At 66.7% G+C, this 23,741-nt stretch carries 17 protein-coding genes, 1 tRNA gene and 2 pseudogenes; 14 read left to right on the forward strand and 6 right to left on the reverse strand.

Annotation, left to right across the window (positions count from 1 at the left end):
* The first annotated feature begins 5 nt into the window (after positions 1 to 5).
* The 5 genes from NM962_21505 to NM962_21525 all read left to right on the forward strand — a co-directional run bounded on the left by NM962_21505 (position 6) and on the right by NM962_21525 (position 4,615).
* A complete protein-coding gene (locus NM962_21505) occupies positions 6 to 443 on the forward strand; it encodes an SRPBCC family protein (GenBank protein UVO12401.1) in 438 nt (145 codons plus the stop codon).
* 187 nt (positions 444 to 630) lie between these two features.
* On the forward strand, positions 631 to 2,217 hold the full coding sequence (locus NM962_21510; GenBank protein ID UVO12402.1) for an ATP-binding cassette domain-containing protein: 1,587 nt from the start codon (positions 631 to 633) through the stop codon (positions 2,215 to 2,217).
* Positions 2,218 to 2,226: 9 nt separating this feature from the next.
* On the forward strand, positions 2,227 to 2,643 hold the full coding sequence (locus tag NM962_21515; GenBank protein UVO12403.1) for a hypothetical protein: 417 nt from the start codon (positions 2,227 to 2,229) through the stop codon (positions 2,641 to 2,643).
* Positions 2,644 to 2,717: 74 nt separating this feature from the next.
* Positions 2,718 to 3,779 carry a DNA adenine methylase gene (locus tag NM962_21520; GenBank protein UVO12404.1) on the forward strand — a complete coding sequence of 354 codons (1,062 nt, stop codon included), beginning with the start codon at positions 2,718 to 2,720 and terminating at the stop codon, positions 3,777 to 3,779.
* The gene (locus NM962_21525) at positions 3,776 to 4,615 is read left to right on the forward strand and encodes a hypothetical protein (GenBank protein UVO12405.1); all 840 of its coding nucleotides are present in this window, start codon (positions 3,776 to 3,778) and stop codon (positions 4,613 to 4,615) included. Before NM962_21520 ends, NM962_21525 begins: the two co-directional genes overlap by 4 nt.
* Positions 4,616 to 4,655: 40 nt before the next feature.
* On the opposite strand, the gene NM962_21530 is transcribed toward NM962_21525, so the two are convergent.
* On the reverse strand, positions 4,656 to 5,474 hold the full coding sequence (locus NM962_21530) for an LLM class F420-dependent oxidoreductase (protein ID UVO12406.1): 819 nt from the start codon (positions 5,472 to 5,474) through the stop codon (positions 4,656 to 4,658).
* A gap of 43 nt (positions 5,475 to 5,517) precedes the next feature.
* Positions 5,518 to 6,537 (reverse strand): DUF1214 domain-containing protein, encoded by a 1,020-nt coding sequence (locus tag NM962_21535; protein ID UVO14883.1) that lies wholly within the window; start codon positions 6,535 to 6,537, stop codon positions 5,518 to 5,520.
* Positions 6,538 to 6,826: 289 nt separating this feature from the next.
* On the opposite strand from NM962_21535, the gene NM962_21540 reads away from it, so the two are divergent.
* Together NM962_21540 and NM962_21545 are read left to right on the forward strand one after the other, a co-directional pair.
* Entirely contained in the window at positions 6,827 to 8,845 is a 2,019-nt protein-coding gene (locus tag NM962_21540; protein UVO12407.1) for a hypothetical protein, read from the forward strand.
* Positions 8,846 to 8,963: 118 nt separating this feature from the next.
* On the forward strand, positions 8,964 to 10,721 hold the full coding sequence (locus NM962_21545) for a phosphoesterase (protein UVO12408.1): 1,758 nt from the start codon (positions 8,964 to 8,966) through the stop codon (positions 10,719 to 10,721).
* A 268-nt stretch (positions 10,722 to 10,989) separates the two neighbouring features.
* Here the strand turns inward: NM962_21545 and NM962_21550 are convergent.
* Positions 10,990 to 11,063, reverse strand: a tRNA-Arg gene (locus NM962_21550).
* 140 nt (positions 11,064 to 11,203) lie between these two features.
* On the opposite strand from NM962_21550, the gene NM962_21555 reads away from it, so the two are divergent.
* The 6 genes and pseudogenes from NM962_21555 to NM962_21580 all read left to right on the forward strand — a co-directional run bounded on the left by NM962_21555 (position 11,204) and on the right by NM962_21580 (position 18,982).
* Positions 11,204 to 11,347 carry a transposase gene (locus tag NM962_21555; protein UVO14884.1) on the forward strand — a complete coding sequence of 48 codons (144 nt, stop codon included), beginning with the start codon at positions 11,204 to 11,206 and terminating at the stop codon, positions 11,345 to 11,347.
* 103 nt (positions 11,348 to 11,450) lie between these two features.
* On the forward strand, positions 11,451 to 12,899 hold the full coding sequence (locus NM962_21560) for a wax ester/triacylglycerol synthase family O-acyltransferase (GenBank protein UVO12409.1): 1,449 nt from the start codon (positions 11,451 to 11,453) through the stop codon (positions 12,897 to 12,899).
* A gap of 32 nt (positions 12,900 to 12,931) precedes the next feature.
* Positions 12,932 to 14,125, forward strand: a pseudogene (locus NM962_21565) (HAD-IB family hydrolase).
* A 260-nt stretch (positions 14,126 to 14,385) separates the two neighbouring features.
* Positions 14,386 to 14,551: pseudogene (locus NM962_21570) on the forward strand (hypothetical protein).
* Complete coding sequence (locus NM962_21575) at positions 14,548 to 16,902, forward strand: glycerol-3-phosphate 1-O-acyltransferase (GenBank protein ID UVO12410.1); 2,355 nt, start codon at positions 14,548 to 14,550, stop codon at positions 16,900 to 16,902. The pseudogene NM962_21570 and the gene NM962_21575 overlap by 4 nt, the downstream one beginning before the upstream one ends.
* Before the next feature lie 67 nt (positions 16,903 to 16,969).
* Entirely contained in the window at positions 16,970 to 18,982 is a 2,013-nt protein-coding gene (locus NM962_21580; protein ID UVO12411.1) for a cytochrome c oxidase assembly protein, read from the forward strand.
* Positions 18,983 to 19,001: 19 nt separating this feature from the next.
* Here the strand turns inward: NM962_21580 and NM962_21585 are convergent, their stop codons facing one another.
* Positions 19,002 to 19,580, reverse strand: coding sequence for a TetR/AcrR family transcriptional regulator (locus tag NM962_21585; GenBank protein UVO12412.1), 579 nt, complete (start codon positions 19,578 to 19,580; stop codon positions 19,002 to 19,004).
* A gap of 140 nt (positions 19,581 to 19,720) precedes the next feature.
* Here NM962_21585 and NM962_21590 point away from each other — a divergent pair, with 140 nt between their 5' ends.
* The gene (locus tag NM962_21590) at positions 19,721 to 20,551 is read left to right on the forward strand and encodes an SDR family NAD(P)-dependent oxidoreductase (GenBank protein ID UVO12413.1); all 831 of its coding nucleotides are present in this window, start codon (positions 19,721 to 19,723) and stop codon (positions 20,549 to 20,551) included.
* Here the strand turns inward: NM962_21590 and NM962_21595 are convergent.
* Together NM962_21595 and NM962_21600 are read right to left on the reverse strand one after the other, a co-directional pair.
* Entirely contained in the window at positions 20,513 to 22,438 is a 1,926-nt protein-coding gene (locus NM962_21595; protein UVO12414.1) for a nitroreductase family protein, read from the reverse strand. The genes NM962_21590 and NM962_21595 overlap by 39 nt on opposite strands.
* 27 nt (positions 22,439 to 22,465) lie before the next feature.
* A complete protein-coding gene (locus tag NM962_21600; GenBank protein ID UVO12415.1) occupies positions 22,466 to 23,704 on the reverse strand; it encodes an NADH:flavin oxidoreductase/NADH oxidase family protein in 1,239 nt (412 codons plus the stop codon).
* Between the last annotated feature and the right edge of the window lie 37 nt (positions 23,705 to 23,741).

Consider the following 23,741-nt stretch of genomic DNA (forward strand, 5'->3'; position numbering starts at 1 on the left):
ACGACATGGCCAAGCTCTCCGGATCCATCGACGTCCCGCTGCCTCCCGAAGAGGCCTGGGCGCACGCCTCGGATCTGTCCCGCTACAAAGAGTGGCTGACCATTCACCGGATATGGCGCAGTGTGCTGCCCGAGACCCTCGAAAAGGGCACGACGCTGGAGTCGATCGTCGAGGTCAAGGGCATGCTCAACAGGGTCAGGTGGACGATTGTGAACTACAAGCCACCCACCGGCATGACCCTCAACGGCGACGGCAAGGGCGGGGTCAAGATCAAGCTGCTCGCCAAGGTCGCGCCGGAAGGCGACGGCTCCAAGGTCAGTTTCGACGTGCACCTGGGCGGTCCGGCCCTGTTCGGCCCGATCGGCATGCTGGTGGCCGCTGCGCTCAAGGGCGACATCAACGAGTCGCTGCGCAAGTTCGTCACGGTTTTCGCGCCGAGTTAATCGGTTGCGCGCCGCGCCATCCCGCCATTAGGGTGGCGGACGTCCCCATACGGGACGGCCCTGCACAGGAGGTCATGGAATGACAGGCATCGTCGGTCTCACGCCGCTGTCCGCGCGCTGATCACCGCCGAGTTGCCGTAGTCCGGTCCCGGTTGTCAGCGCTCCCGCTGACCTTCCCGGAGACCGCATGTCCCTCCCGTTTTCTGACGCTCAGGCTGTCGTCACCCTGACCGATGTCGGCTTTACCTGGCCCGACGGCAGTGTCGCGCTGGCCGGCGTCACCGGCTCGTTCGGTATCGGCCGCACCGGCTTGGTGGGCGCCAACGGCGCCGGCAAATCCACCCTGCTTCGGCTCATCGTCGGGCAACTGCGGCCGACAACCGGGCACCTCACCACGGCCGGGCAGGTGGCCTACCTGCCGCAGCTGCTCACCCTCGATACCGACGCCTCGATCGCCGGGCTGCTCGGCGTCGCCGATCGACTCGCCGCACTGCGGGCCATCGAAGGCGGTGATGCCGCCGAGACCCATTTCGAGCTGGTCGGTGACGACTGGGACCTCGAAGCCCGCGCCGATGCGGCACTGCGCGACATCGGGTTTTCCTTGGGCGACCTCGATCGCCGAGTCGCCGAACTTTCCGGCGGGGAGGTCATGCTGGTGGCGTTGACCGGGCTGCGGCTGGCGGCCGCCCCGATCACCCTGCTCGATGAGCCGACCAACAACCTGGACCGCGGCGCGCGCACCGGGCTGGCGCAGTTGGTCGACACGTGGCCGGGTGCACTCATCGTGGCCAGCCATGACACCGCGCTGCTGGAGCAGATGGACTGCACCGCTGAGCTTTACGACGGGCGACTCACCACTTTCGGCGGCCCCTACAGCGCCTGGCGGGGCCACCTGCAGGCCGAGCAGGCCGCCGCCCGGACGGCTGCCCGCACCGCAGAGCAGGTGGTCAAGGTCCAGAAGCGCCAGCGTGTGGAAGCCGAGACCAAACTCGCCCGACGCAACCGGGCGGTCCAGGTCGCCCAACAGAACAAGCGCGCCGCGAAGATCGTGATGAACCAGAACGCTGCTAACGCCCAGGTCTCGGCGGGCAAGCTGCGCGGGCATCTTGACGGTCGGGTCAGTGACGCCCAAGCCGATCTGGACGCCGCGTCCGCCCGGGTTCGTCGCGAGGAACACATCCGCGTCGACCTACCCGATCCGGAGGTGCCCAACAGCCGCCGGCTGGCCGAGCTGCCGGGAGCCGACGGACCGATCATCGTGCAGGGACCAGAACGCATCGCCCTGGACGGCCCGAACGGGGTGGGCAAGACAACGCTGCTGGAAGCGCTGCTGACGGGCGATGCCGGGCGCCTGCTGACCGCCCGGGTCGGATACCTGCCGCAACGCCTGGATCACCTGGACGACACCATGTCCGCGTTCGACGCGGTGTCGGCGGTCTCCGGCAGGCAGCCGCAGGCGGTGCGCGCCCAACTGGCCCGGTTTCTGCTGACCGCGGACTGCGTGGCCCGGCCGGTCGGCACCTTGTCCGGTGGTGAGCGATTCCGCGTCGCGCTGGCCCAACTACTGCTCGCCGATCCGCCGCCGCAACTGTTGCTGCTCGACGAGCCGACCAACAACCTCGATCTGGACAGCGTCGGTCAGCTTGTCGAGGCGCTGGGTGGCTACCGCGGAGCCTTCATCGTGGTGAGTCACGACGACGAGTTTCTGGCGCGGCTCGGCCTGAGGCGAACGTTGACGATGCCGCGCAGCGGTGTGCTGGTCGATGCGAGCTAGTGTCACAACATGACTCGCTCGCGTCCTGGTTGGCTGATCGCACTGTGCGCGGCCCTGCTGTCGGCCAGTGCCTGGCTGCCGTGGTTGACCACGTCGGCCAACGGCGGCGGGCATGCCAGTGCGATCGGCGGCAGCGCCGGTGCCATCGCGTTGCCGCCCCGATTTGGTGTCGGCCAGCTGATCGTGCTGCTGGCCGCCATTCTGCTGGTGGCCGGCGCGATGGTGGCCCGGGAACTCTTCACCCGGCTGGCCGCGGCCGTCGCAGTGCTGGATTCTGCGCTCGTCGCTGCACTGGGCATCTGGTACTACCGGCTGAACGTCGCGGCGCCGATCGCCGCCGGATATGGCCTCTACATCGGCGCCGTCGCCGTAGTGGGTGCGCTGGGCTTTTCGGTGTGGGCGCTGGTCAGCGCAGTGCGGCGATGACCTCGGCGTGCTCGTGAGCCGGACACGTGCCGGGGCTGCCCGGGACTGTCACAATGCTGTGCGATGGTGACGTCATGACGCAGTCGAGGTCCGTAACGACGGCCGAGGTTCTTGAAAGGGCCCAAAGGTTTCCTCGGCTGCGCTATATGGGCTCGAAATACCAACTGCTGCCGCACCTGGAGCGGTTGTTTGCCGATCTTGGCGGCGAAACGGCCATAGATGCGTTCTCCGGCTCCGGGGTGGTCTCGTACCTGTTAAAGGCACAAGGGTTCTCGGTCACGAGCAACGATTTTCTCGCGTTCCCCGGCATGATCACCCGTGCGACTGTTGCTAACTCTTCTGTGCGACTCACTGCTGGCGACATCGACCTGATCTGCGGACCGGCTGCCGACGACCGTGACTTCATCCAGACCAAGTTCGACGGGCTGTACTACACGCCGGAGGATCGTGCATTCCTCGATTCGGCGTGGTCGCACATCGACCAGCTGAGCGGATTCAAGCGAGACATCGCAATCTCCGCGCTGGTGCTCTCGGCTGCTCGACGCCAACCTCGCGGGGTATTCACCTTCACCGACTCCACCAAGTACGCCGACGGACGCCGCGATCTTCGCATGACACTGCGGGAGCATTTTCGTCGTGCTGCCGCGGAGTACAACGCCGTGGTGTTCAGTAACGGAGGCAAGAGCCGGACGGTCACCGGCGATATCTTCGACCTGGACGTCGAGACCCCGGACCTGGTGTATCTGGACCCGCCCTACGCGCCGCCGCGTGACGACGCCGACTACATGAAGCGGTATCACTTCCTTGAAGGATTAAGTGTCTACTGGCGCGACGTCACGATCATGGAAGAGACAAAGACCAAGAAAATCGCGAAGAGATTCACCCCGTTTGCCTACAAGCGCACGATCGAGGACGCGCTACTGCGGACCTTTGAGCGGTTCGAGGATGCGGGCGCGATCGTGCTGTCCTACTCCTCGAACGCGCTTCCCGACGCCAGCCGCATCGTCGATTTGCTGGGCAAGGTGAAGGCTGACGTCCAGAAGATCGCCGTCGACCACAAGTACAGCTTCGGAACGCACTCGGCGGCCACCCGCCGCGACGTGTCCGAGTACCTGTTTGTCGGGACCAATACATGAGCGACGCCGTTCCGTTCGCTGATTACCTCGGCGGACTCGGCCGATTGAGCGCGCACATCGATCCCCTGGCCGCAACGCCGGAGACCGACGCGATCCGTCGCGCGGTCGAATCGCTGGCTGCCCTGCCGACGATCGACCGTGCGTCGCTCACGGACTGGGTGACCACCTATCCCCGTGACGTACCGGTACTGGCGCTTTTTGTCGGCCTTGGCCAGGAGAAGCTCAAGAATGCGCTCAAGCATGAATTCGATACCGCCGGCTGGGTGCTGCTCGCCCGCAACCGAGCATCAGAGCTGATCGATTGGCTCGACGACGCGTACTTTCTGGTACCGCAGACTGTTGCGCAACTACACGCGCAGTACGGGGCCGCGGACGTACTGATAGCGCGTGCGGGTACCCGGGCCGCAGCCGCAGCTGCTGGGCAGCAGGGGCGTCACGTAGAAGACGAGATCGAAGCCGTCGTCAAGGGACTCGGGCTGCCCTACGAGACGCGCACGCGTTTCGTAGGTCGCAGCGGTCGAACCGCGCCGTGTGACCTGGTCGTCCCCAACGGCAGTGCCGCAGAGATCGTCGTCGCAGCGAAGGGTTACGACTCGACGGGGAGCAAGCTCACCGACGCGGTCCGGGAAATCGAGGAGATGGCAGAGGTTCGCACCCCGCGGCAGTTCGTGATCGCGGTGATCGACGGGATCGGCTGGAAGAACCGCGTCTCGGACCTGCGGAAGATCCACCAACTCTGGAATGACCGGGAGATCGACGGCATGTATACCTTGGGCACGCTCGACCAGTTCCGCAACGATATCGAGGATGCTGCCCGGCTGCGAAAGTTCTTGTGAAAAACCCACTCTCGGGTATCGGCCGGCAGCGATCGCTGACTCACCGCAGTGCGGCGATGACCTCGGCGAAGGCCTCGGCATGTTCCTGCTGGACGGTGAAGTAACTGATCCCGTAGCGGCGGCGGCGTTCGCGCAGCGTGTCGGCCATCTCGTCAACCGACCCGGACAACACCGCGGGCGAGGCCAGCAGTTCCTCATCCGACAGTGTCGGCGCGAACCGGCGGGTCAGCGACAGATTGGGCGTCCCGGAACCGTCGGTCGGCACCGCCGTGATGGCCAGGTTCAGTTCGAGGGTATCGAACCGATTGCCGGCTGCCGCGCGGACGAAGTCGATCCGCTCGGCCAGCGAATCGTCGGCGCCGTCCACCCGCGACCCGGTCAATCCGATGATGTCGGCGTGGCGAGCTGCCGTCGTCAGTAGCCGGTCACCACTGCCGGCGATCAGGATGGGCACGCGCGGCTGGTGTGTCGCCACATATTTCGTCACGTGCTCGAGGTATTCGACGCGGCGACCGGCGCTGGGAAAGGGCAGCTCGGCGGCCTCGAACTCCGCGCGCACGTAGCCCGCCCCCAGACCCACCTCCAGCCGCCCGCCCGAGAGCACGTCGGTGTCGGCGATGTCGCGGGTCAGCAGCGCCGGCTTGTAGAAACAGGCGTTGAGTACGTAGGTGCCCAGCCGGATCGTCGACGTGGCCGCGGCAGCGGCGACCAGGACCGGGAAGGGGGCCGGGGCGCCAAGATGGTCGGGCACGTGCAGGACGTCGAAGCCGAAACTCTCCAGCCGCCGCGCGGTCTCGGCGAGTTCGGTCGTCGACCGGATCGGGTTCAGGCCCACACCGAAGCGAAACTGCTTGTCCACCAACTACCTCCTCAGCCGGCTTTGCCGAGTGCCGGCCCTACGGTCAGCGTGCCGGCCGGGCCGGTGCGGGCGGGGGAGCGGGACTGGGTGCCGGTGCCGGAGACCGGGTCTCGCTGCTCGGCGACTCTTCCGGTTGCGCCGCCGGGAATTCCCACTTGCCCGACAAGATGTCCTTGTCCGGTTGGTAGAGCCGGACCAGGTAGTTCCATCCCGGCGTGGTGGGCAGGCAGTTGGCTGTGTTGTCGTCCGAACAACCCCCGAACTGCACGGTCACCGATCCGTCGGCCGCTTTGGTCGCGGTGATGTTGTTGACCGAGTACGCCTGCTGCGGGTTCTCCGTGAAATAGCCGTTCTTGTTGTAGACGGTGACCGACCAGAACGCTTTCACCGGAACATCTTTGACGGTAAGGCGGTACACCGTGTTGCCGTCGTTGCGGGCCGGGGTGACGTTGAGGTACAGCGCCTCCTTCTCGGAGTTGCCGCCCCACGCCGCGGCCGCCCCGATCAGATGCCGCACCGGGTCCGTGTCGGCCTCGGTGCCGAACATGCCCCGGGTGTCGGGGATGGTCTGCGCCAGCTCCAACAACGCGTCGGTGACCTTCTTCTGGCTGATCGGATCCCACCGGGGCACGTCGAAGCTGCCGGTGTCGTCTTGTTGCGCGGTGATCGCGTCCTGCAGGCGGTGTGCTGCGGCCAGGTCGGCGGGATCGTTGGGATCGGCCAGGATACGAATGGCGACGGCCACATAGCGGGTTCCGACATGTTGCTGATCCAGGGTGTGTTCGCCGCCGCCGTAGAACATGTCCGTGACGTATTCGTCCTGGTTGATCACCTGCGCCGACATGTACCGCTGACCGGGATCGGGCAGGGTCAGCGTGACCGGACCGGCCTGCAGGTCGAACACCGCAGCTGAATACAAGGTGTCCCGGTTGGAGCGCACCACCAGCTGCCTGTCGACCGGGGTCACGTCGCGCATGTGGAAGAAACGGCCGAAACCGTTCTCGTTGACGATGTTGGTGAATTCCTGGTCGGTGACGGCCCGCACGAAGTTGTCTGGCGACACCAACACCATGCCGTTGGGGGTGCTACGGGGGGCCAGATGCGCCACCGGATCGGTGCCGGTCTTTGTCACCGTCAGCCCGCATCCGCTAAGGACCAGTGCCGCCGTCACCGCGCCGAACGCGGAAAGCCATCGCATGGACATGCAGCGCAACCTACCGGTCGATACCCGTTGATGTCGGCAACCGGTTTGGCGACACGATCGCCCCAAACTGCGCGACGCCTATTGCACCTCTTCCGGTCCGGAAGTATGGTCCCAAATAATAAAAATAAGCCGTGAGTACAAAGAGAAAATGATTAACGAGAGCGGGAGAGTAGTGGCCGTGGACATGACCGGCAACATCGAAGCGCAGCGCCCTTCGCGGGTTTCGTCCTGGCTCCGCTCCTCGGGCCACGGACGGCGATTGGGGACCGCCGCGGTGGTGGTCGGCGGCGCACTGTCGATGGTGATGGGCACCCCGTTGGTCGCCGCCGGAATCGCCGCACCTGCAGTGACGCTGACCGCGGGATACCAGCAGGCCCTCGATGCGCTGCTCGACGCCATGAAGCAGGCGCAGGCCTACGACCTGTCACTTCCCTATGCATCGCCCGGCGACGCGGACACGTTGATGACGATGCTGCGCAACACCAACTACCAGCTGATCACCACCGGATTGTCGCGGGTGACCGAGCTGTTCAACGGAGTGTTCTTCCAATCGCCCGAAGTGGTTGCGGGGAACGTCGCCGACTCGCGCCAGTATTTCGACTACTTCACCCCTGACATCAACTACCACGTCACCGCGGGGCTGGCTCCCGGTGCGACCTACGTGCTTACCGGAACCCTCGGTGGGGGGACCGAGCACATGTCGATCAGCACCATGGCCGTCACCGGTGCCACGGCCCACACCATCGAGGACCTGGAACTCAACCACGGCTTGGTGGTCGATCCCAATGGCAACTTCACCATCTACATCGGGCCGGAAGCGCCGGCGGGCGCGGTCAACTTCTTGGACTCCACTGATGCCACCGTCGGGGGTGCGGCGTCCCTGCTGATCCGCGACATGACGGGCGATTGGGCCAAGGGTCCGGCCAATATCAGCCTGCAATGTGTGGCCGACTGCCCGCCGTTCTTCTCCATCCCGGCCGGCGGATTCTTCCCCACCGACGGCGGCGGAACCGACGTGCCGACCGAGCCGGCCAAGATCGGCTCCGTCGACGACGTGTTGAACATGCTGTTCAACGCCTTCGCTCAGATCGTCGTGCCGTTCAACCAGCGCAGCATCGACGGTGGGGCGTCGGTGGGTATGGAGGTGCCCGCCAACACGATGATGACGCTGGCGCCGGAGACCAGCTATGGAGTCGGCCTGGAGTCCGCGGTCGTCACCGGCGGCAACTGGGACCTGGATCCCGGCGAGGCGCTGATCCTGAAGGTGCCCAACGTGGACGCGGCCTACAGTGGCATCGAGCTGATGAACGTCTACGGCGGTGCGCTGCCCTACGTGATGGCGCAGACCACGCTGAACAACACCACCACCTTCCACGCCGACGACGGCTACACCTATTACGTCATCAGCGCGACGAATCCGGGTGTGGCCAACTGGCTCGACACCGGCGGACTCGCCACGGGTGAGATCTTCGCGCGCTTCGAGAACGTCGACGATCGTGACGCCGCGATCGGCCTGGGGGTGACGGCGCAGGTGGTGCCGGTCGGCGACATCGCCCAGTACCTGCCCAGCGACACCCCGACCGTCAGCCCGGAGGAGTTCGCCGCCGACATGGCCCGGCGGGTGATGTCGTATGACTACGCGATGGACGTGTCCCGGATCCACGCACAGCCCGCCTGGGTGCTGCAGCATCTGGAGCTCAACGCACTGTCGGCGCTGATGGGCAGGGATAACTTTGAGTCGGTGTTCGGCAGCCAGCCCTCCACTCCGATCGAGCTGAGGTTCACCGACGCGCTGAGCCCGGACTGGGATGCCGTCATGCGCAGCATCATGGACCACCCGATGGAGAGCCTGACCTCGGTGTGGAACGCCCTGCCGGTGCTGACCAGCGACATCACTTTGCCGATCACGCTGGCGCTGGCCCAGACCGCCATGTCGGTGCTGATGCCGCAGATGTTCCTCACGGCCATCGACGACGCGCTGTTCAACCCGAATACCAGCATCTTGGCCGGGCTGCTCAACGCTCGTGACGACTTCGCGACGGTGATCTTCAGTGGCAACGACGACTGGCCGACCGAACTCAGTGCCCAGGCGGCCCAGCAGTGGGCGAACATGTCCGACCTGATCGCCAACACCCCGAGCTTTAGCCTGGCGGATCTGTTCGGCTGATCCCACCGTTGTGCGAGTCTGTCGACTTACTGTGGCCCTGAAATGTATTAGCTGGAGCTTCTTGACGGCCTAGCTATGCCTGAGGATTGTCGAAGCTATGGCTCTTCGGCGTCTGAGAATGGGGATGACGGGCGCGGCCAGCGCGTTTATAGCGCTGGGGTTGGGGCAGCTGGCGGCTGCGCCCGACGCCCATGCCGACGACTTCGACATGCTGATCGACCAGGTCCTCAATGCGATGACGAGTTTCCTGGAGATGGGCTCGGTGAGCACGGTGTTGGGGTCGCAGACGGACACCGAGCTCGTCAGCTGGCTGGGCAGCCTTGATCCGGTCGGCGCCGCCACCGCCGACGTGCAGGCGATGAGCCAGAACCTGTTGGTGAACCCCAGTTTTGAGACGGCCGATCCGTCCGGGTCGGGCTACAGCGGGGTGACCATCCCGGGCTGGACCGAGACCGGCACCCCTACCGTGATCGCCTACGGCACCCCGATGGGTTATCCGTCGCCGGTGTCGACTCCCATCCCCGCGTGGTCAAGCTTTCCGCAGACCGCACCGGCGGGCGCCGGTGACAACTTCGCCGGCGGCGGACCGGTGGGCACGTCGAGCATCAGCCAGACCGTCGACCTCACCGGCGCGGCGGGAACGCCGTATGCGCTGAGCGCGGATCTCGGCGGCCAGGGCTGGGACTCGTCCTCGGCCTCGGTGCAGGTCACCTTCTACGACGCCAACGGCGCCGTGGTGGGCACCGGCTCGCTCGCGCCGGTCTCGGTATGGGATCGCCTGGGCTTCACCGGGTTTGAGGACCGCTCCATCACCGGGACCGTTCCCGAGGGCGCCGTCTCCGCGCAGGTGACCACGACTTTCACCGACCGGGACTGGGTCCTGGGCAACTACAACGGCGCCTACGCCGACAATGAATCGTTCACCGTCGGCGATCCCAGCCTTACCGCGGCCCCGCTGGTCGCGCCGGCGTCCGATGTCGGCCAGCTGGACCACGTATTCGTCATCTACATGGAGAACAAGGGTGCCGCCGACATCGTCGGCAGCCCCAACGCGCCGTACATGAACAGCCTGATCAACACCTACGGCTATGACGACAACTACTACGCACTGGGCCACCCCAGTGACCCCAACTACTTCCGGATCCTGGGCGGATCGGACTTCGGCATCGACTACAACTCCGCTCTGAACTCCATCGACGCACCGAACCTCATGCAGGAAATGGATCGGGCGGGAATCTCGTGGGCCGGCTACGCGCAGAGCATGCCCAGCGCCGGTGACCTGGTGTCGTCCGGTGACTACTCCGCCGACGAACTGCCGTTCGCCCAATTCGGTTACGTCTACGGCAACACTCCTGATTACCTGCAGGAGCATCTGCTGCCGCTGACGCAGTTGTCCACCGACCTCAATGACCCGAGCACGTTCCCCGGATTCACCTGGATCGCCGCCAACGAGGACAACAACGGGGAAGGCCCGGTCGACTCGCTTAGTGGTGTTCTCCAGTTCATCGCCACCCAGCTCGGAGACCATCAGTACAACGTCGCGGCCGCCGACCAGTTCGTCCAGCAGGAGGTCTCCACCATCGAGGGCTCGAAGACGTGGACTGACCCGAACGAGAAGGACGCGATCATCATCGTCACCGACGAGGACAACAACAACCTCTCACTGGGCTTCGGTAACCAAGGCAATAACGTTCCGATGATCGTCATCCCGAGCGCGGGTGCCGTGACGTACGGGGGGATGCAATCCGGCAATTTCACCACCGACGCCTACTACAACGAGTACAGCCTGATGGCCACCATCGAAGACGCCCTGGGTCTGGCCCCGCTCACGGACAACGACACGTACGCCCAGGCCATGAACGCCTTCTGGAAGTAGTGGTCGAACCCCGGCACTAGCACCGGCACACATGAGTGCCCCTGTCGAGCGTCGGTTGATGGTTGACGGATCTGTTTCGGTTGATCCTTGACACTCGGGTTTAGTGCTTAGGCCGGACCGCGGGTGCGGAGGGCCCGTTTGTTTCTTACCTCATCAAGGGAGTGTCAAGGATCAACCGAAGCAACTGTCAAGCCTCAGCCGAAACACCGTCAAGCATCACCCGACACCGAAATGTCAAGCATCAACCGAGGTCATACACCGGCTGCTGCGCCCCCGGCAGGACTCGAACCTGCGACCACAAGATTAGAAGTCATGTGCTCTATCCACCTGAGCTACGGAGGCAATGCGGGTCCAGTTTATCCGCTGGTAGCGGTAGATCCGTCCCGACCGAGCAATGCCGCAGCGGCTGTTTCTGATTTACCCGCTGGTACCCGTCCAGCCAGTCGTGCTCGACGTGCGGGGAACGCCGGCCCGATCTGAGTCTGGCTGATCGGGTGTTTACCTGCCCGAACGGTCACCGTCTCGATCGTGACCTAAATGCGGCAATCAACCTGGCCCGCTGGGATCGCTCCCAGCCCGAGAAGGGCGGTGCCGAACAACCACCACAGTGGTTCGACATGCTTTAGCGTTGAATGGTGCTCGTGAAGACTGTGAAACAGAAGGGGCGCGTGGTGGCTGCGTCGGTGGGTCGGGCAGGCCAGGGCCGGAAGCCGCAGTCTGGAGCTCGGCGTGGGTGACCTTGTGGACGCCGACGGATTGCCCACCGAACTCGGTGCTCTCGACTACCTGTTGCACCGCGGGGAGGCCAATCCGCGTACTCGCTCGGGGATCATGGGTCTCGAGCTGCTCGATACCACCCCCGACTGGGACCGGTTCCGGAGCCTGTTCGAGAACGTCTCGCGGAAGGTGCTGCGGCTGCGCCAGAAGGTCGTGGTGCCCACGCTGCCGACGGCGGCGCCGCGGTGGGTGGTAGACCCCGACTTCAACCTTGACTTTCATGTCCGGCGAGTCCGGGTGCCCGAGCCCGGGGGCCTGCGCGAAGTGCTTGACCTGGCCGAGGTGGCCCTGCAATCACCGATGGACATCCAGCGTCCGCTGTGGTCGGCGACCCTGGTGGAGGGGCTAGCCGAGGGCCGCGCCGCCACCTTGATGCATCTGAGTCACGCGGTCACCGACGGAGTCGGCGGTGCCGCCATGTTCGGCCGGATCTATGACCTGGAGCGCGATCCGCCGGCGCGGTCGATGCCGCCCCAGCCAGTACCGCAGGACTTGTCGTCCAACGACCTGATGCGCGACGGCATCAACCACCTACCGATCGCGATGCTCGGCGGCACCCGCGATGTGCTGTTGGGGGCGCTGTCGATGGCGACCCGCACCGTGCGTGACCCGTTGTCGGCGGTGACCGGCGCCATCACCTACGCCCGGTCGGGCGCGCGGGTGATGAGTCAGGCCGCCGAACCCTCGCCACTGCTGCGCCGGCGCAGCCTGGCCAGTCGGACCCAGGCGATCGACGTGCGGCTGTCGGATCTGCATCGGGCCGCCAAGGCCGGCGGGGGATCCATCAACGACGCCTACCTGGCTGCCGTGTCCGGTGCGCTGGGGCGCTATCACCGGGCGCTGGGGGTGCCGATCGCGACCTTGCCGATGGCGATCCCGGTGAACCTGCGTGCCGATGCCGATCCCGCCGGCGGCAACCGGTTTACCGGGGTGAACCTGGCGGCCCCGGTCGGAGTTGCCGACCCGGTGGAGCGGATCAAGCGGATTCGGTCTCAGATGACCCAGCGCCGTGACGAGCCGGCGATGGACGTCCTCGGCTCGATCGCGCCGCTGCTGAGCGTCTTTCCGTCCCCGGTGTTGGAGAAGATGACCGAGTCGGTGGTTAGCGCAGACGTGCAGGCCAGCAACGTGGCGTTCTATCCCGGCGAAACCTACATTGCGGGCGCGAAGGTGCTGCGGCACTACGGAATCGGCCCGCTGCCGGGTGTCGCGATGATGGTGGTGCTGATCTCCCGGGGCGGCGAGTGCACCATCACGGTCCGCTACGACCGCGCAGCCGTCCGCGACGAGAGGCTGTTCGCCACCTGCCTGGTGGAGGGCTTCGACGAAATTCTGGCGCTCGCCGGAGATCCCGCACCGCGCTGCGTGCCGGCCTCCTTCACCGCTGGTGGCGAGTCATGACCGACGACGCAAAGTCTCAGCCGCCGCGCGACATGCGGCTGCCCGGATCGGTGGCCGAGATCGCGGCGAGCCCGCTCGGTCCCAAGATCGGCGCGTTCTTCGATCTCGACGGCACCCTGGTGGCCGGCTTCACCGCCGTGATCCTCACCCGGGAGCGATTCCGGAGCCGCGACATGGGGCTCGGGGAACTGTTCGGCATGATCCAGGCCGGGCTCAACCATCAGCTCGGCCGCATCGAGTTCGAGGAGCTCATCAACACCGCGTCGTCGGCGCTGCGTGGCCGTTCGATCAGTGACCTCGACGAGATCGGTGAGCGGCTGTTCGTCCAGAAGATCGCCAAGCGCATCTATCCCGAGATGCGTGCGGTGGTGCGCGCCCATCAGGCGCGTGGGCACACGGTGGTGCTGAGTTCTTCGGCGCTGACCATTCAGGTTGAACCGGTGGCTCGTTTTCTGGGTATCGCCAACACGCTCACCAACGCCTTCGTCACCGACGAGAACGGTGTGCTCACCGGCGAGGTGGTCGAACCGATTCTGTGGGGACCGGGTAAGGCCGCCGCGGTGCAGAAGTTCGCGGCCGAACACGACATCGACCTGCAGGACAGTTACTTCTACGCCGACGGGGACGAAGACGTCGCGCTGATGCATCTGGTCGGCAACCCGCGACCGACGAATCCCGAGGGCAAGATGGCCTCGGTCGCCCGGAAGCGCGGCTGGCCCATCCTGCAGTTCAGCAGCCGCGGCAGCGGAGTCGTCGGCCAGCTGCGGAACCTGGCCGGGCTCGGCTCGATCGTCCCGGTGGGCGCCGGCGCGATCGGGCTGGGCCTGCTGAGCGGCAGCCGGCGCCGGGGCGTCAACTTCTTCACCGCGTTGTTCCCGCAGGTGTTGTTGGGTCTCAATGGTGTGCGGCTCAACGTGATCGGCAAGGAGAACCTCACCGCAACCCGGCCGGCGGTTTTCATTTTCAACCACCGCAACCAGGTCGATCCGGTGATCACCGCCTCGCTGGTGCGCGACAACTGGATCAGCGTCGGCAAACGCGAACTGGAGCGAGATCCGATCGCCGGCCCGCTGGGAAAGCTGACCGAGATGGTGTTCATCGACCGGGACGACGCGGCGGCGGCCGTCGAGTCTCTACACGAGGTCGAGGAACGCGCCAAGCGCGGTCTGTCGGTGGTGATCGCGCCCGAAGGCACCCGGGTGGACACCACCGGGGTGGGCCCGTTCAAAAAGGGGCCGTTCCGGCTCGCCATGGCGGCCGGGATACCGATCGTGCCGGTGATCATCCGCAACGCCGAGGTGGTCGCCGCCCGGGACTCGATAAGCGCTCACCCCGGCACGGTGGACGTCGCGGTGTTCCCGGCGATCTCGGTCGAGGACTGGACGGTCGACACGCTGCCCGAGCGGATCGAACAGGTCCGCCAGCTGTACCTGGACACCCTGGCTGACTGGCCGGTCGACGAGTTGCCGGCCTGGTCGCCCAAGCCAACCGCACCGGTCAAGAAGGCAGCGGCCAAGAAGGCGCCGGCGAAGAAAGCCCCCGCCAAAAAGGCGCCGGCTAGAAAAGCTGCCGCCAAGAAGGCCGTCGCCAAGAAAGTCCCGGCCAAGAAAGCTCCGGCCAAGAAGCCGCCGGCTCCGAAGGGGGAGCAGTGACGACATCACCGGCCCCCGATCCCTCGGGGGCCACCACAACCGCTGACACGCTGGTCTTGGCCTACGTGAAGTCACCGGTGGAGGCCGACCTCGTTCACGAGTGGCTGGAACGGTACCGGGACGGCCGCCGCGGCGACCGTATCGACCTGTTGGAGCTCGACCCGTCGCAGCGCTCACCCGGGGCGATGGCGCGGCTGGTTGGGCACCTCGAACGCGACGAGCGGCGGTCGATCCTGCCGGTGCGGGTCTTCTGGATGCCCCGCGCCGAAGCCTCCGCCCTGAAGCGGGTGGCCGCCTTGCTGCCCGGCCGCAATCCGTATCGGCCCAGCGAACGCCAACAGCGCCAGATCCTGCGTACCGAGTCGTCGCTGGCCCGTGTGGTTGTCGGTGAGCCGGCTAGCGTCGCCGACCTGCGCAGTCAGTGGAGCGAGAACACCGTCGGTGAAAACCCCCGGGACTTCGCACATTTCGTCACGCGTCGGGCGGTGCTGGCGCTAGAGCGTGCCGAGAACCGGATCCTGGGCCCGCAGTACAAGTCGCCGCGGTTGGTGAAACCGGAGATCTTGGCGTCCACCCGTTTCCGCGAGGGACTGCAAGCCATTCCGGGTGCCACCGTCGACGAGGCCGGCAAGATGCTCGACGAGCTGTCCACCGGCTGGAGTCGGGTCTCGGTCGATATGGTCGCCGTCTTGACCCGGATGCTCAGCCGCGGCTTCGACCCCGAGATCGACTACGACGAGTATCAGGTCGCCGCGCTGCGCACCGCCTTGGAGAACCACCCCGCGGTGCTGCTGTTCTCCCACCGCTCCTACATCGACGGCGCGGTCATGCCGGTGGCGATGCAGGAGAACCGGCTTCCGCCGGTCCACGTCTTCGCCGGTATCAACCTGTCGTTCGGCTTGATGGGGCCGTTGCTGCGCCGCTCCGGGGTGATCTTCATCCGCCGCAGCATCGGCAACAACCCGCTCTACAAGTACGTGCTCAAGGAGTACGTCGGCTACGTGATGGAGAAGCGGTTCAACCTGAGCTGGTCCATCGAGGGCACCCGGTCCCGCACCGGCAAGATGCTGCCCCCCAAGCTCGGGCTGATGACCTACGTCGCCGACGCCTACTTGGATGACCGCACTGAAGATGTGCTCCTGCAGGGTGTGTCGATCAGTTTCGACCAGCTGCACGAGACCGACGAGTACGCCGCCTACGCCCGCGGCGGGGAGAAGACCCCCGAGGGGATCCGCTGGCTCTACCGCTTCATCAAGGCGCAGGGCGAACGCAACTACGGCAAGATCTACGTCCGTTTCCCCGAGGCCGTATCGATGCGCCAGTACCTTGGCGCCCCCGACGGCTCGACGGCGACCGACCCGGACGCCAAGCGGCTGGCCATGCAGAAGATGGCCATCGAGGTGGCCTGGCGGATCCAGCGCGTCACCCCGATCAGCGCGACCGGTCTGGTGTCGGCGTTGCTGTTGACCACGCACGGGCTGGCACTGACGCTGGACCAGATCCACCATTCGCTGCAGGCCGGCCTGGATTACCTGGAACGCAAGCAGACCCCGATCTCCACCAGCGCGTTGCGGCTGCGCAGCCGCGACGGGGTCCGCGCGGCGGTGGACGCACTGTCCAACGGGCATCCGGTCACCCGCGTCGACGGCGGCCGGGAGTCGGTGTGGCGGATCGCCCCCGAGGACGAGCATGCCGCGTCGTTCTACCGCAATTCGGTGATCCACGCCTTTCTGGAGACCTCGATCGTCGAGCTGGCCCTGGCGCACGCCGGTCGCGGCGAAGGTGACCGGTTGGACGCGTTCTGGACGCAGGCGATGCGGCTGCGCGACCTGCTGAAGTTCGACTTCTACTTCGCCGACTCCGCGTCGTTCCGCGACAACATCGCCGAGGAAATGTCCTGGTTCGGTGACTGGCAGGCCCGGGTCGGCGCGGGCGGAGCCGAGATCGACGGCATTCTGTCCGAGAAGACTCCGGTGACCTCCGACGTCATGCTGCGGGTGTTCTTCGAGTCCTACGCGATCGTCGCCGACGTGCTCTGCGACGCGCCGGACGACATCGGTGAGAACGAACTGACGCAGTTGGCCCTGGGGGTCGGCCGCCAGTACGTGGCGCAGGGACGCGTTCGCAGCAGCGAATCGGTGTCCACCCTGCTGTTTGCGACCGCGTGTCAGGTGGTCGCCGATCAGGGCCTGCTGAAACCCGCGCCGGATCTGGCGGGGCGCCGCAAAGCGTTCCGGGCTGAATTGCGAGCGATCCTGCAGGACTCCGACCACATCGCCCGCATCGCCCGGGAGGCGTTTGCCGCCCGGGACATGGAGGTGCGACGGCATTGGCGGGGATTGAGCAGGTAGCGCGGCGGGCTACAACGTCGCCTGCCTGGTATGCGGCGCGGTGGGTGCGCACCATACGCTGGGAGCCATGACGGCTACTTCGGCGACCCGCGGCCGCGCGGTGATCTTGGCGCCGATGCTGGTGGGGCTGGCGATCTTGGCCGGATGCATCGCCGCCGGAATCGGGGCGCTGTCGCTGGCCGATGCCCTGACTGCGACCGGCCTGCCCGATCCAGGGCCGGTGACCACGCTGGGACTGCCGTTCGTGCGGGCGGCCGGCGAGATGGCCGCCGTGCTGGCGGTGGGATCGTTTCTGCTCGCGGCGTTCCTGGTGCCGCCGCAGGAAAGCGGGGTACTCGACGCCGCCGGCTACCGCGCGCTGCGGTTGGGCACCGCAGCCTCGGGAGCCTGGGCGGTGTGCGCCGCGCTGCTGGTTCCGCTGACGATCTCCGATGTCTCCGGGCATCCGTTGTCTGAGTTCCTCGATCCGGCGACGGCTTGGTCGTTCGCCGGACTGGTCGACACCGCGTCGGCGTGGCGGTGGACCGCGCTGCTGGCCGCGGTGGTGACGCTGGTGAGCCTGCCTGTGCTGCGCTGGTCCTGGACGCCGGTGCTGCTGGCGGGTTCGCTGCTGACCCTGATCCCGTTGGGGTTGACCGGACATTCGGCCGCCGGCGGGTCGCACGACCTGGCGACCAACAGCCTGCTCATCCACCTGATCGCCGCGGGCCTGTGGGCCGGCGGTCTGCTGGCGCTGCTGGTACACGCGATTCGCGGCGGAGAACACGCCGACCTGGCAGCACGGCGATTCTCCACCGTGGCGCTGTGGTGCTTCGTCGCGATGGGCCTGTCGGGGGTGCTCAACGCGCTGGTTCGGCTGGCCCCTGCCGACTTGCTGACCACCCCCTACGGCCAGCTGGTGGTGGCCAAGTTCGTCGCCCTGTGTGCGCTTGGCGCCCTCGGTGCCTGGCAGCGCCGCCGCGGGGTGGCGGCACTGCAGGACGACCCGAACAAGCGCGCCCCGCTGATCCGGCTGGCTCTGACGGAGGCCGTCGTCTTCGCGCTCACCTTCGGCGTCGCGGTGGGGCTGGGCCGCACCCCACCACCCCCGCCGACGGTGCTCAACCCGTCGGTCCCGATGGTCAAGATCGGCTACGACTTCGCCGGCCCGCCGACCGTGGCGCGGATTCTGTTCGACTGGCGTTTCGACGTCGTCTTCGGTACCGCCGCGATAGTCCTGGCCGGGGTGTATCTGGCCGGTGTGCTGCGGCTGCGCCGCCGCGGTGACGCCTGGCCCGCAGGCCGCACGGCCGCCTGGATGCTGGGCTGCCTGACCCTGCTGTTCGCCACCTCGTCGGGAACCGGTCGCTACATGCCGGCGATGTTCAGCATGCACATGGCCGTGCACATGTTGCTGTCGATGCTGGTACCGATCCTGCTGGTGCTCGGCGGGCCGACCACGCTGGCGCTACGCGCGTTGCCGGTGGCCGGTCGCGGCGAACCGCCAGGGATGCGGGAATGGCTGCTGGCCGCGCTGCACAGCCGGGTCTCGCGATTCCTCACCAACCCGATCATTGCGGCGGTGATCTTCGTCGTCGGCTTCTACGGGCTCTACTTCAGCAGCCTCTTCGACTCGATCGCCGGCAGTCACGCCGGACACCTCGCGATGAACATCCACTTCATCCTCAGCGGCTACCTCTTCTATTGGGTGGTGATCGGCGTGGACCCCACCCCCCGGCCCATCTCGCCGCTGGCCAAACTGGCGGTGGTGTTCGCCTCGCTGCCCCTGCACGGCTTCTTCGGGGTCTTCTTGATGGGCATGCACAAGGTGCTCGGGGAGTGGTTCTACGGTGCGCTGGGTTTGCCCTGGCATACCGACTTGGCCGGAGACCAGCACCTGGGCGGCGGCATCACCTGGTCGGCAGGCGAATTGCCGCTGCTCATAGTGATGATTGCGCTGCTGGTGCAGTGGCATCGCAGTGACCGGCGCACCGCAAAGCGGCTCGACCGTGCGGCTGACCGTGATGACGACGCCGACCTGGCCGCCTACAACGCGATGTTGGCCGAGATGGCCCGCCACGATGGAACGGTGCAGCGCTGAACCCAGCGCGGGGTCCCGACTAGGCGATCTGACCGGCCGCGGCGCGTACCGCCGCGCGCACCCGATCGGCAACGACCTGCGCCGATGAGGTGTCGAGCTTGCCGTCAAGATGCAGGAATGCCAGGCCGTGCACCAATCCCCACACGGCGGTGGCCATCGCCTCCGAGTCGGCCGATGGAAACACCTGCCGCACAATGGAGTTCAGATACTCTTGGATCGCGGTGACCGCATCCACCCGCTCGGCGTTGCTCGGGTCGCACTGCTCGGTGAACATCACCCGGAACAAGCCGGGCCGGTCGAGCGCGAACTGGACGTAGGCGATGGCGATCGCAGCGAGGTCATCCGCCGTCTTCGGTGCGGGATGTGCGGCGAGCAGGTCGGAGGCCAGTTCGCGATAGCCGACTGCGGCGATCGCAGACAGCAGCGCGTTCCGGTCGGCGAAATGTCGGTAGGGCGCCGCGGTCGATACGCCGGCTCGGCGAGCGGCGGCACGCAGCGACAGTTCGGTGGCGCCGTTTTCCTCAAGGAGATCCATGGCCGCGCGTAGCAGGGTTCCGGGCAGGTCGCCGTGATGGTAGGTCTTGGTGGACGCTGACATCTGTGGCTACCCCGTGTTGACCATCTGTGGCTACCCCGTGTTGACGCCGCTTACATGAGCTCCTAATGTTAGCAGCAAGCATGAGTAAGCGCCGCTAACATCGGTGGCTTTTGCGGTGACGAATCAAAGGAGACCGTGCAGTGACCTCACCCCGAACGATCGTGATCACCGGCGCCAGTGACGGCATCGGCGCTGTTGCGGCCCGTGCCTTGGCCGGGCCGGAGGTCAATCTCGTTGTCGTCGGCCGCTCGGCCCAGAAATTGGCGCCGGTCGCCGCCGCTGCCGGTGCTACCGCGCTGACCGCTGACTTCGCCGATCTGGACCAGGTTCGTGCGCTGGCCGAACAGATCCGCGAACAGGTCGGCGCTATCGACGTCCTGCTGAACAACGCGGGTGGAACGTTCGCGCCGGGCCTGCGGACTGCCCAGGGGCACGAACCCAACTTCGGGATCAACCACCTCGCGCCCTTCCTGCTGACCAACCTGCTGCGCGATCGGCTGGCCGCCGCCGGTGGCGCACTGGTGCTGAACACCTCCAGCGTCGGCAACCGGTTCGGACACATCGACCTCGATGACCTGGACTATCGACGCCGGCGCGCCTTCGAGACACGAGCCTATGGGACCAGCAAGCTGATGAACATTCTGTTCACCCGCGGCATCGCCCAGCGCTGGGCTGGCGACGGGATCGTCTCGGCCGCAGTGCATCCCGGTCCGGTCGCGACGAGCTTCGGTCGGGACTCGTGGTTCGTCGGCCTGCTCTACCGCACTCCGCTGCGCCATCTCGCGACGATCACTCCGGCTCAGGGCGCCGCGCCGTTGATCGAGCTGGCCAATCGCGGCGCCGACCCAGAGATCAACGGCGTCTACTTCGACCGTCATCGCGCCAACGGCCGCGAGAATCGGCAAGCCCACGACCCCAAGCTCATTGACGGGCTATGGACCGTCTCCGCCGATCTCGTCGGCCTGGGCTGATAGCCACGGCTGGTGTCCGAATCGATCGATGTGCACCACGTCGTCGATCGGCGGACGCTGGGTCGGGCCGTATCGCCCGCGAGCCCAACCGATCGGGATGATGCACACCGGCACCATCTCGGGCGGCAGCTCCAGCACGCGGCGTGTACTGCGGACGAACAACAACGGCAGCGTCTGCAGTGAGGCGCCCAAGCCGACGGCTCGGCACGCCAGCAGCAGGTTCTGCACCGCGGGATAGACCGAACCGTAGAACGACGAGACCCTGATCTGCGGCCACCCGACCGGTCGGTGCTTGGGGGTGCGCCGGTAGCAGGCCACCACGAGGGTCGGCAGTTCGTGGTAGTGCTCACGCTGCCACTCGGACACCGCCAACTGGCGTAGCGTCGGCTCGTCAGTGGTAGCCCGCCTGGCAAACCACCCGAATAGCTTGAACATTCGTTGGTAGCTGCGCACCAGGCGCCGCTTCTGCTCGGCGTCATTGACCACGACAAATGCCCAGTCTTGGCTGTTCGAACTGGTGGGCGCCTTGAGCGCGAGCGCAAGCACCTCGCGCAGTAGTTCCTCGTCGACGGGGTCGAAGTGCAGCCGGCGAATCGCGCGCTGCGAGCGCATGGCCTCGGCGAGCGGCATGGTCAATCCCGCCAGTGCCTCGGCGGTGTCCGGGGGTACGAAGGGGCTCGGGGTGGTGTTCATCGTTTCGTCCTCGACGACACGAAATTCGATGCCGGCGTCGGCGAGGCGGCGCAGGAGGTTGTCGCCCATCGCGGCGACGGTGGTGAGCTGGCCCGAAGCTTGCGGGTTGGCGTCGAACGCCAGGGACATGGCCGACTCCGCCAGCATTTTCGCGGTCTCGCCGTAGCCGGGGTCGCCGCCGCGGACCTGGGTGTGCACCCGCTTTCCGCCGCCTTCGCCGATGAAGTCGACGGTGAACCATGAACTGGCCCTTCGCGACTCCGAAGGGCCCTCACCCTGCGGGATTCGCCTGCCGAGCGCGTGACGCAGTCGCGGCACCTGCGCGGCGGCGACGAACGCGCCGACGCCGGCGAGGGTAGCGGCCAGCGTGGTAGCCCGCTGGAGTCCCGCGTAGTGGGTGTAGGTGAAGTCGGGGCCGTAGTCGGCGCGGGCGGCGGCGGAGCGCTGCACGATCTGGGGGTCGACCGTGGGCAGGGGCAGCAGCCACACGCCGAGTACGGCATCGCGGCGCGGAACACCGATGCGGGCGCGCGTTCGGCGGCCATCGGTACGTGGCTCGGCTTTCTTGCGCGCGACCTCGACCTGGCGCATCTGTCGCAAGCGCGACATCTGTGCCAGCGCGGAGTGCAACGTGCCGCCGGAGATCATCATGTCGGCGCGCGCCACGCCGCGGACCGTCAGCGGCACCCCGTCGGGTAGGTGCTGGACGGTGAAGAAGGCGCCCAAATCATGTGGGATGGAGTCGAACCCGCAAGCGTGAACCAGCCGGGCGCCGGTCTGCACCGCCGTGGCGTGGTGGTTCAGATACATCCGGTCGATGAACTCCGGCTCGCCGGTGAGGTCGAGGTAGTCGGTGCCGGCCGCGGCGCACGCCGCCACCAGCGACTCACCGTGCTCCAGGTACGGGCCGACCGTGGCGATCACGACCCGCGCAGACTCGGCCACCGCGCGCAGCGAGTCGGGATCGTTGGTGTCGGCCAGGAGGAGCTGCAGTGCGGCGGCGGCCGGGTTGATTGCAGCGAGCCGGTCGCGAACGGCTTCGAGCTTGGCCTTGTTACGGCCGGCCAGGGCCCATTGTGCGTCGGCGGGAAGATGTGCGGCGAGATAGTCGGCCGTCAGACCGCCGGTGAAACCGGTGGCGCCGAAAATCACCAGATCGAAAGGGCGGCGGGGAGTTTGGTCAGGGAGGCTCATAGTCCATTCATCTTCGGGCGGGTGCGGTCACGCGGCTCGGGCGTGCAGCCAGTTCTGGTAGCGACGCAGTGCCCGGCGCCGCAAGAGGGCCTCCTGGGCGTAGGCGGCGAAGGGATGCACCGTGGGTCGGGGCCGTTTGCCTTTGCCCAGGCGGCGCAGCTGATAGCGGACTCGGGCCATGCTGATGGCTGACGCGACGGCTTTGTCCTTGGCGGTGACCGGGGGGAGTTCGACCGCGGCGTCGGTTCCGCGACGCCACTTGTTCGGCAGGTCGGGATCGACGGCCAGCGCGGTTCCCATGCCGACCAGGTCGATACCGCCGGCGAGGACTTCGTCGGCCACCGACCGGCGGACGATGCCGCCGGTCAGCATCAGCGGCAGCGGACTGGACTGGGCCAGTTCCTCGGCGAGGGTGAGGAAGTACGCCTCGCGGGCGCGAGTCCGCTCATCGGCCACTTGGCCGGTCATGGCGGGGCTTTCGTAGCTGCCGCCGGACAGTTCCACCACATCTACCCCCAGGGGCGCCAGCAGCCCGATCACCGTCGCGGCGTCGTCGGCGTCGAAGCCGCCACGCTGAAAGTCGGCCGAGTTGAGCTTGACCGCCACCGCGAACGCGGGGGATACCGACGACCGGACCGCGCGGACGATGTCGAGCAGCAGCCGCGCGCGGTTGGCCAATGTTCCGCCCCACTGATCGGTGCGCTGGTTCGACAGCGGCGAAAGGAACTGCGAGAGCAGGTAGCCGTGGGCGGCGTGGATCTCGACTCCGTCGAACCCGGCCTGTTCTGCACGCCGAGCGGTCTCGGCGAAGCGGGCCACGGTGGCGCCGATCTGCTCGGCGGTCATCTCGACGGGCTCGGCCAGCCGCTTGCTGTTGCGGCCGATATCCACCCGGATGGACGAGGGTCCCCATGCGACACCGGGCATATTGGCCATCACTTGGCGGCCCGGATGGTTGATCTGCATCCACACCCGCGAGCCGCCGCTGCGGGCCGCGGCCGCCCACTGCCGGAACGGCTCCAGCGGCGCCTGCGCGTCGAGTACGACGCCCGCCGGTCCGGTCAGCGCCTCGGCGTGCACCATCACGTTGCCGGTGATGATCAGCCCGGCGCCGCCTTGGCTCCACCGCCGGTACAGCTGGAAGAGTGCCTCGTCGGGCAGCTGGCCGGCGACTGCCATGTTCTCTTCCATGGCGGCCTTGACCAGGCGATTCTCGATGACTGAACCGTTGGCCAGGCGCAGGGGTGTGAAGATCGTGGCGGGCATCGCACTCTCCGGACGTAGGCAATGTTAACAGTGCTTA

Source organism: Mycobacterium sp. SVM_VP21 (genome assembly GCA_024758765.1).
GTDB classification, from domain to species: Bacteria; Actinomycetota; Actinomycetes; order Mycobacteriales; family Mycobacteriaceae; genus Mycobacterium; species Mycobacterium heraklionense_C.

Excerpts from the sequence above, each read along its gene's own strand:
- NM962_21505 (UVO12401.1), top strand. The coding sequence starts at position 6 with ATGGCCAAGCTCTCCGGATCCATCGACGTCCCGCTGCCTCCCGAAGAG.
- NM962_21510 (UVO12402.1), top strand. The coding sequence starts at position 631 with ATGTCCCTCCCGTTTTCTGACGCTCAGGCTGTCGTCACCCTGACCGAT.
- NM962_21515 (UVO12403.1), top strand. The coding sequence starts at position 2,227 with ATGACTCGCTCGCGTCCTGGTTGGCTGATCGCACTGTGCGCGGCCCTG.
- NM962_21520 (UVO12404.1), top strand. The coding sequence starts at position 2,718 with ATGACGCAGTCGAGGTCCGTAACGACGGCCGAGGTTCTTGAAAGGGCC.
- NM962_21525 (UVO12405.1), top strand. The coding sequence starts at position 3,776 with ATGAGCGACGCCGTTCCGTTCGCTGATTACCTCGGCGGACTCGGCCGA.
- NM962_21540 (UVO12407.1), top strand. The coding sequence starts at position 6,827 with ATGATTAACGAGAGCGGGAGAGTAGTGGCCGTGGACATGACCGGCAAC.
- NM962_21545 (UVO12408.1), top strand. The coding sequence starts at position 8,964 with ATGGGGATGACGGGCGCGGCCAGCGCGTTTATAGCGCTGGGGTTGGGG.
- NM962_21580 (UVO12411.1), top strand. The coding sequence starts at position 16,970 with ATGACGGCTACTTCGGCGACCCGCGGCCGCGCGGTGATCTTGGCGCCG.
- NM962_21585 (UVO12412.1), bottom strand. The coding sequence starts at position 19,580 with ATGTCAGCGTCCACCAAGACCTACCATCACGGCGACCTGCCCGGAACC.
- NM962_21595 (UVO12414.1), bottom strand. The coding sequence starts at position 22,438 with ATGAGCCTCCCTGACCAAACTCCCCGCCGCCCTTTCGATCTGGTGATT.
- NM962_21600 (UVO12415.1), bottom strand. The coding sequence starts at position 23,704 with ATGCCCGCCACGATCTTCACACCCCTGCGCCTGGCCAACGGTTCAGTC.